Consider the following 7,035-nt stretch of genomic DNA (forward strand, 5'->3'; position numbering starts at 1 on the left):
GTAGGCCGGGACGGTTTTTGCGAAGGGGCACTTCAAAAAGCATGGCAGACCGACTAAAGGGAGGGCTGGCGGGCTTTTTGATCAAACCTTCGTCGAATTCCTCTGAAACCACGTTCGGATCTCATCCCACTGGGGGCACCAAGTGCACGGCGGGTCCTTTTTCCGGCAGGCTTCGTTGTCGCACCTCGAAGATCCTCACATAGGGGGTCTATGCTCCGGTCTTCTCGTCGCTGCCGCCTCGCCTGCCGAAAAAACCCCTCCGCCTTACATGCATAATGGTTTCTAGCCGCCTGCGGCCTCGTCTGACGGGCAAAGTCCTAAGGCTCAGTAAGGCGATGGGCCTGGTTTTTCAGGTCAAGGCCGTTGACAGGATATTATGACCTCAAGTAGGCTTAAGTAGTCATGAAGAGTGTAAGAATCGCGGAATTCAAGAGTCGTTTAAGCAAATACCTGCGTCTTGTGCAAAAAGGCGCGGAGATCGTTGTCATGGATCGGGAGACGCCGATCGCGAAAGTCGTGCCGTTCGGTCCGGCTTATGATGACTTTAGAGTTATTCCTCCCAAAAAGGGATTCGAGCACATCCGAACGTTGAAATTTGAGCCACCCTCAAAGAAAACCGATTCGTTGCGAGCGTTACTCGCCGAGCGAAATCGAGGGTGATCGTCTATCTCGATACTTCAGTGGTTTTACGAAAGATTCTTTGTGAATCTAACCCTCTTTCTTCCTGGGGGAGTTGGGCGGCGGCATATATATCTGAAATTTTGCGGGTGGAAGCACTTCGTTCTATTGATCGTCTCCGTTTGACGAGCGAACTGGCGGATGCGGAAGTCGCGGAAAAAATCAAAGATATCCATGACGTTCTGGAGAGCGTCTCCGAGATTCCGATTACACCTTCGGTTTTGGCTCGAGCCAGTCAACCTTTTCCCGTAGCGGTGACGACTCTGGATGCGATTCATCTGGCTTCGGCGGTGTTATGGCGGGAGCTTAGACGAGAAGAAATGTTGTTCGCTACTCACGACAAGCGCCTTGGGGCAGCAGCCGAAACTATCGGATTTCAGGCGATTGGGATCTGACAACTAAACGAGTTTCGTTCAGGAACGTCAATTCGGCGATTCGCGACTGAAAACGGGACAGCGGTTTTTTCCTAAGTTCACGAACGTTCAACCATTCGCCTCCGACGGAGGAGCCGGAAAGGTGATCGACGGCCTCATACACTTTGGCTCGAATTGTTCGATGTGAGAGTTCGTGTTCAAGGGATCCAATCAATTTAGGTCTTTGGGGCGTAATCCCGTGCGTCGTTTTGAGTTCCTTCTTGACTGATTCCAGGGAACGTGTTCGTCGGTTTTCAAACGTTGGGAATTCCCAAAGGCCGCCCCATAGACCGCTTGCAGGGCGTTTCCGGACAAACACGCGTGGGCCGTTTCGCACGACGAGGGTAATGGCGTGCACGACAGGTACGTCGGTCTTGCGTGGCCGCGCGGGATATTTTGCAACCGTGCCTTTTTGAAATGCTTTACAGAATGTTCGAATTGGACAATCCGGGCATTTCGGATGGCGGGGCAAGCAGACGGTGGCGCCCAGTTCCATCATCGCCTGGTTCCAATCGGCCGGAGAATCCACGTCCATCAATTCTTGGGCAAGCGAATCGACCGGCTCGGTCGTCGCATACAATCTAGAAATGACTCGACGGACATTCCCGTCGACGACCGCCGAGGGTTCATTGAAGGCGATGGACGCTACGGCGCGAGACGTATATGGCCCGAAGCCTTTCAGCGCACTCAGTTTTTCGGAAGTACGTGGAAGGTTTCCGCCGTACTGCTCAACCACTTCCCGCGCAGCCGCGTGAAGATTGCGGGCGCGACTGTAATACCCGAGACCTTCCCACTTCTTGAGAACATCCTGGCCGTCAGCTTCGGCCAAAGCCCCGAGAGCCGGAAACTTTTGAAGAAAGCGTTCGTAAAAGGGAATGACCGTATCGACACGGGTCTGCTGAAGCATGACTTCAGAAATCCAAATTCGATAGGGATCCCGGGTTTGCCGCCAAGGCAGATCGCGGCGGTTCGAGCAATACCAATGCAACAGTTTTCTGCGGATGGCGTTCACGGTTCTCGAGCTAGTCGTTTTGTTGTATCAGCGGATGCCCTGTCCGTATAATCGAATTCCCTTCGTTCGACCAGGAGGCTTTCGATGCCGATTCATGTCCGGTGTGCCTGCGGCGCGGAGTATCCGTTCCGCGACGATATGCGAGGAAAACTGTTCAAGTGCCAAAAATGCGGCGCTCCGATCCGCGTGGAAAGCACCGGGGCCCCCGTGGCTCCCTCCGCCACGGCGCCCTCTCAAGACCCGATTTTTCAAAAGGACAAATACCTTTTGCGCCAGAAACATTTCGCTATTTCCGACAAGTACGGCGTATTCGATGAACAAGGCCAAGAGCTGCTGTTCATTCAGCGACCGGCGCATCTCTTAAGGAATCTCTTCGCCGTTTTTGCGGCCTTTATCATGGCGGGTATCTCTTTTTTGGTCGTCATGACCTTCGGTGGTTGGGCTTTCAAGACGCACACGGCACAGGGGCTGACCGTGCTCTTGGCCGCGCCGGTGGCCCTAATGACGATGGGGGTGACATGGTTCCTGTTGATGCGGCGGCGCAACGTTCATTTTTATCATCTGTCCAACAGACGTGCGCCAATATTGATCGTTTTTCAGGAAAACAAATTAGAGTTCCCGACGCTCACGTACACGATGCGGGACCAAGGGGGGAAGGTGCTGGCGTATTTTCGAAAGAACGCCCTGACCGATCTCATTCGGCGGCGATGGACGTGTATGGACGCCGCGGAAAAACCCTGGTTCGAGGTACGAGAGGATTCCATTCTTCTTTCTTTGTTGCGACGCTATCTTCTCGGGACTTTCTTCGGGCTTCTCCGGACGAATTTCGTCTTTACCGACCCCACCGGTGAATACGAGTTGGGAGTGTTCAATCGAAAATTCACGATCTTAGATCGTTACGTCTTGGATCTTTCGCCCGACGCGTCAAAACGCGTCGATCGAAGAGTGGGCCTCGCGATGGGCGTGCTTCTGGATACGGCGGAAAGGCGCTGATTCTTGTCGTCGTTCGGCGAGGTTCCTCAGGAGATCACGGAAGCGACGCTCGACCGTCGTAAGACCTTCGAACGGGGGATGTGTTTGGCTCCTCCGGCGATTTTAAGCCTGAGTGCGGTTCTGGTCTTAATGTTCGTCGTTCAACTCATCGGCGGATTCGGCTGGTTGGAATTGAAGGGACAGGGGTTTGATCCTGACCTGTTCATTCGTATGGGGGCCTTGCACCGGGAATCGGTGTTTCGTGGAGAATGGTGGCGGCTGTCCAGTTCGATGTTGCTTCACGGCAATCCCGGCCATCTCGTTGGCAATTTGATCGCTCTTTATGTCTTGGGGGTGGCGGTGGAGCATGCATACGGCTGGCAATGGACACTGATTCTATTTACGGCGGCGGGCATCGGAGGATCCCTGGCGAGTTTGGGCAGCGCATTGCCGACTGTCGGTGCTTCGGGGGCGATCTTCGGTTTGCTGGCCGGAGCCATCGTTTTTTTTCGAGTCCACGAACGGAGAATCGTAAAGCCGGATAAACGAATCGCCTTCATTCTGGGTGCATGGGCGATTTACTCGTTGGCGACCGGTTGGCTGAGTCCCGAAATCGCCAATTTAGCTCATTTCGGCGGATTCATCGCCGGAGGGTTATCGGCTTACTTCATGCCGAATCGGATTTTTTCCGCTCCAAAAGGGGACGTGGCCTCCGATGCCCGCTTCCTCTTTTGGATTTCACTCGCCGTATTAGGGCTCGGCTGCGCCCATATTCTCCAGTCGGCCCTCCTTAAATAGGCTGACCTGGATTTCGCTCTTGGAAAATAGTAATTGCTTATGCGGAAGGAGATGAAAGCATGAACCCATCCGAGAAAGTTCGGGAAGGCGTTTCAAAAAGTTACGCGAAAGCGGTCGAAGGTGGCGCGGGATGCTGCGCTGCCGGTAATGGTTCACAAAAAGGCGTTCTCGTGAGGGAAGCCGGTTATCAGCCGAACGAATTGAAATCGTTGCCGAAGGGCGCCGTCGAGAATTCGTTCGGATGCGGAAACCCGGTCGGTTTTTCACGAATAGCGGAGGGAGAAATCGTGGTGGACCTTGGATCGGGCGCGGGAATCGATTTATTTCTCGCCGCCGAACGTGTCGGTGAGAAGGGGAGGGTCATCGGCATCGACATGACGGACGCCATGGTTCGGAAGGCGCGTGAGAATATCGGGAAGTCCGGATGGAGAAATATTGAAGTGCGAAAAGGGTTGATCGAGGAATTACCGGTAGAGTCGAACAGTGTGGACTGGGTGATTTCCAACTGCGTGATCAACCTTTCACCCGAAAAGGACCGCGTATTTCAAGAAATTCACCGCGTTCTCAAGCCGGGGGGCAAGATGTTGGTGGCCGACCTGGTCGCAAAGGATCTCCCGGATTGGGTTCTCAGGGACGCCGAGCTTTACTGTTCCTGCATCGCGGGTGCAATTCCCGAAGATACGTATATCGGAAAGCTTCGGGACGCGGGAATGGGAAACGTTCGCGTGGAAGGAAGATTGGAATATGAGGATCGTCAGATCGAAAGTCTTGTGGCATCCGAAGTAAAGTCGGACCGGCCGGCGGATTTCGGCAAGAAACTCGCGACAGACCTCTCCGGGCGAATTGCCAGCGTGCGGGTTTATGCCGAGAAACCTGCTGTTTAGCCCTATTTTACGATGGCTTTGAAATATTCTCGCCGCATGAGAGCGATGTTCTCGATGGAGATGCCTTTGGGGCAGACGGCTTCGCATTCGGCATGGTTTGAACAATCGCCGAACCGTTCGCGGTCCACTTGTGTGAATCAGGGCTACTGTTATCATTTGGAATCAACCTGGGGGAAAGGCGCAATCGGTCAGATCGTCGGGGCCGCATGGCGGAAGATATTTGCAGATATTGTCGACACAAACAGCTTCGCCGCCCTCACATTCGGAAATAGCACACCCTAGACCGTCTGGGCAGTTGATCGTGATCTGGTCCGCATACTGTTTGTTGACCCCGATATATGGACAGCCGCAACAAGCTCCGATCGCTGCTGTGCAATCCAAATCTGTGGTACAGGCTTGATACTTTGCAAGTTGTTCTTGAGTGAGAAGTGTGACGTCTACTTCGTTAGAGTCACAGCCGGCAAAAAACGGAGCGGCAAAAATGGACAACCAAAGCGCGATTCGAACTTTCGAGATCATCCCACAGACAATCGAGACGAGCAGCGTAAGAAAAAAGAGGCCGGAAGCATCTTTTCCGCTCGCCTGGCAACCGCCGGAATCGAGAGCTGACGTGTCCTCCATATTAAGGTTGTCTACCAGATCACCGTAAGGACCAGAATCTTGCGAAGCTTCGTTCGAGTAATCGCTCAAATTCCCCGCCTCGTCGAAGGCTTGAACCACATAGTAATAGGTCGTGGAGGGCTCGACGTCGATGTCGAGATATTCACGGTCATTGATATCTGTTGTGGATACTTTCTGGTAGCCCGATCCTGAACTCTCTGATCGCAAAACATCGTAACCCGCAACGCCGACATTATCGGAACTTTCCCCCCAATGGAGATAAATTCCCGGCGCGGGACTCATATCCGGAGCAGCGACCAACTGTGCTGGGGCCGAAGGGGCCTCGGAATCGACTGCTGCGAAAGGGGGCGACGTTGCGAAAGCATCAAGAGCTACGAGGAAAGCGAGAGTACCAATTAAGCTTTTCATATTCTTTACTCCCTTCCTATTTACCGCTCGACAAATTGAATGACCGGTTGCTGTTCCAGAATCAATGACTGCAAAGCCGAAGCTCCAGGACAAATTTCTTGGGAACATTGATATTGGGTCAGATACGAAACTTGGGCGGCGATCGTCCTGGATCCGACCAGTGTGGAAACAATCGTCGCTTGCGCTACCCCGCTTTGATCGGTGGCGAAACTCGGGTCCAAAATGGTGAAGCCGTCTCCAGTCAAGATCACGTTGCTGTCTTCCCAAACTCCGATCTGAATTTCGCCAAAAGCCCACGGATTCCCGTTGAGGTCCGCCACTCTGGCGGTGATGGTCGAGGCAGAAATCCCGTCTGCCGTCACAACCTCCGGGTTTGCGGTCACCGTCGAAGCTTGGGCATCGGGGACAGAAGACTGAGTGTTTTCCTGATTCTCTTCTGTGTTGTTGTTTTCCCCACATGCGGCCAGCAGGATCACCGTCACGATCGGGAGTATCGTTCGTCGCTTCATCGGGCTACCTCCGACAACATCAGCATAGCTTTCCCCTCAGTTAAGACACCATAAAAATGTTAACGAATAATTTAATGTAGTTAACATCTGTTAAAATTCCTCCCTATTACTTTCATTTCGGACAGTTGCCCCGCAGATCTCCAGTGTCAGATCGAAAGTCTTGTGGCATCCGAAGTAAAGTCGGACCGGCCGGCGGATTTCGGCAAGAAGCTCGCGACAGACCTCACCGGCCGAATTGCCAGCGTGCGGGTTTATGCCGAGAAACCTGCTGTTTAGCCCTATTTTACGATGGCTTTGAAATATTCCCGCCGCATGAGAGCGATGTTCTCGATGGAGATGCCTTTGGGGCAGACGGCTTCGCATTCGGCGTGATTGGAACAGTCGCCGAACCCCTCCTGGTCCATTTGAGCGACCATTTTTAGAGCGCGTTCTTTTCGTTCCGGATGGCCCTGAGGCAAACGGGCGAACTGAGCGATCTTGGCCGAAACAAAAAGCGACGCCGAAGCGTTCGGGCAAGCGGCGACGCAGGCGCCGCAACCGATACAGGCGGCGCTGTCCATCGCTTTGTCTGCTTGATCCTTCGGGACCGGGATTGCGTTTCCATCGGGGGCCGAGCCGGTGTTGATCGAGATATACCCTCCTTTGGAAAGAATTCGGTCAAAGGCCGTGCGATCCACGACCAGATCGCGGATGATGGGAAAGGCCTTGGCTCGAAACGGCTCGATTGTGATGACGCCGCC

The 7,035-nt window shown here is 53.7% G+C and carries 9 protein-coding genes and 1 pseudogene; 5 read left to right on the forward strand and 5 right to left on the reverse strand.

Annotated elements, in window-relative coordinates; all coding sequences use genetic code 11:
- The first annotated feature begins 402 nt into the window (after nucleotides 1-402).
- Nucleotides 403-660 carry a type II toxin-antitoxin system Phd/YefM family antitoxin gene (locus VI895_03465; GenBank protein HLG18862.1) on the forward strand — a complete coding sequence of 86 codons (258 nt, stop codon included), beginning with the start codon at nucleotides 403-405 and terminating at the stop codon, nucleotides 658-660.
- Nucleotides 657-1,073, forward strand: a complete 417-nt coding sequence (locus VI895_03470) for a type II toxin-antitoxin system VapC family toxin (protein HLG18863.1) — start codon at nucleotides 657-659, stop codon at nucleotides 1,071-1,073. Before VI895_03465 ends, VI895_03470 begins: the two co-directional genes overlap by 4 nt.
- Here the strand turns inward: VI895_03470 and mutY are convergent.
- Nucleotides 1,045-2,103, reverse strand: a complete 1,059-nt coding sequence (gene mutY / locus VI895_03475) for an A/G-specific adenine glycosylase (GenBank protein ID HLG18864.1) — start codon at nucleotides 2,101-2,103, stop codon at nucleotides 1,045-1,047. The genes VI895_03470 and mutY overlap by 29 nt on opposite strands.
- A gap of 84 nt (nucleotides 2,104-2,187) precedes the next feature.
- Here mutY and VI895_03480 point away from each other — a divergent pair, with 84 nt between their 5' ends.
- The 3 genes from VI895_03480 to arsM are packed head-to-tail and all read left to right on the forward strand — an operon-like array spanning nucleotide 2,188 to nucleotide 4,757.
- On the forward strand, nucleotides 2,188-3,096 hold the full coding sequence (locus VI895_03480) for a hypothetical protein (GenBank protein HLG18865.1): 909 nt from the start codon (nucleotides 2,188-2,190) through the stop codon (nucleotides 3,094-3,096).
- A 3-nt stretch (nucleotides 3,097-3,099) separates the two neighbouring features.
- Nucleotides 3,100-3,873 (forward strand): rhomboid family intramembrane serine protease, encoded by a 774-nt coding sequence (locus tag VI895_03485; GenBank protein HLG18866.1) that lies wholly within the window; start codon nucleotides 3,100-3,102, stop codon nucleotides 3,871-3,873.
- A 59-nt stretch (nucleotides 3,874-3,932) separates the two neighbouring features.
- Nucleotides 3,933-4,757 carry an arsenite methyltransferase gene (gene arsM, locus VI895_03490; protein ID HLG18867.1) on the forward strand — a complete coding sequence of 275 codons (825 nt, stop codon included), beginning with the start codon at nucleotides 3,933-3,935 and terminating at the stop codon, nucleotides 4,755-4,757.
- Nucleotides 4,758-4,759: 2 nt separating this feature from the next.
- Here the strand turns inward: arsM and VI895_03495 are convergent.
- The 4 genes and pseudogenes from VI895_03495 to VI895_03510 all read right to left on the reverse strand — a co-directional run.
- Nucleotides 4,760-4,888, reverse strand: a pseudogene (locus VI895_03495) (succinate dehydrogenase/fumarate reductase iron-sulfur subunit).
- Nucleotides 4,889-4,919: 31 nt separating this feature from the next.
- Nucleotides 4,920-5,879 (reverse strand): fibronectin type III domain-containing protein, encoded by a 960-nt coding sequence (locus tag VI895_03500; protein ID HLG18868.1) that lies wholly within the window; start codon nucleotides 5,877-5,879, stop codon nucleotides 4,920-4,922.
- Nucleotides 5,807-6,295 carry an invasin domain 3-containing protein gene (locus VI895_03505; protein ID HLG18869.1) on the reverse strand — a complete coding sequence of 163 codons (489 nt, stop codon included), beginning with the start codon at nucleotides 6,293-6,295 and terminating at the stop codon, nucleotides 5,807-5,809. Before VI895_03505 ends, VI895_03500 begins: the two co-directional genes overlap by 73 nt.
- A gap of 278 nt (nucleotides 6,296-6,573) precedes the next feature.
- Nucleotides 6,574-7,035 (reverse strand): succinate dehydrogenase/fumarate reductase iron-sulfur subunit (locus VI895_03510; GenBank protein ID HLG18870.1); only part of this gene is annotated, 462 nt, incomplete at its 5' end.

Source organism: Bdellovibrionota bacterium (assembly GCA_035292885.1).
In the GTDB taxonomy this organism is placed as follows: Bacteria; Bdellovibrionota_G; JALEGL01; order JALEGL01; family DATDPG01; genus DATDPG01.

Coding starts and splice junctions, on each gene's coding strand:
- arsM (HLG18867.1), top strand. CDS start 3,933: ATGAACCCATCCGAGAAAGTTCGGGAAGGCGTTTCAAAAAGTTACGCG.
- VI895_03465 (HLG18862.1), top strand. CDS start 403: ATGAAGAGTGTAAGAATCGCGGAATTCAAGAGTCGTTTAAGCAAATAC.
- VI895_03505 (HLG18869.1), bottom strand. CDS start 6,295: ATGAAGCGACGAACGATACTCCCGATCGTGACGGTGATCCTGCTGGCC.
- VI895_03480 (HLG18865.1), top strand. CDS start 2,188: ATGCCGATTCATGTCCGGTGTGCCTGCGGCGCGGAGTATCCGTTCCGC.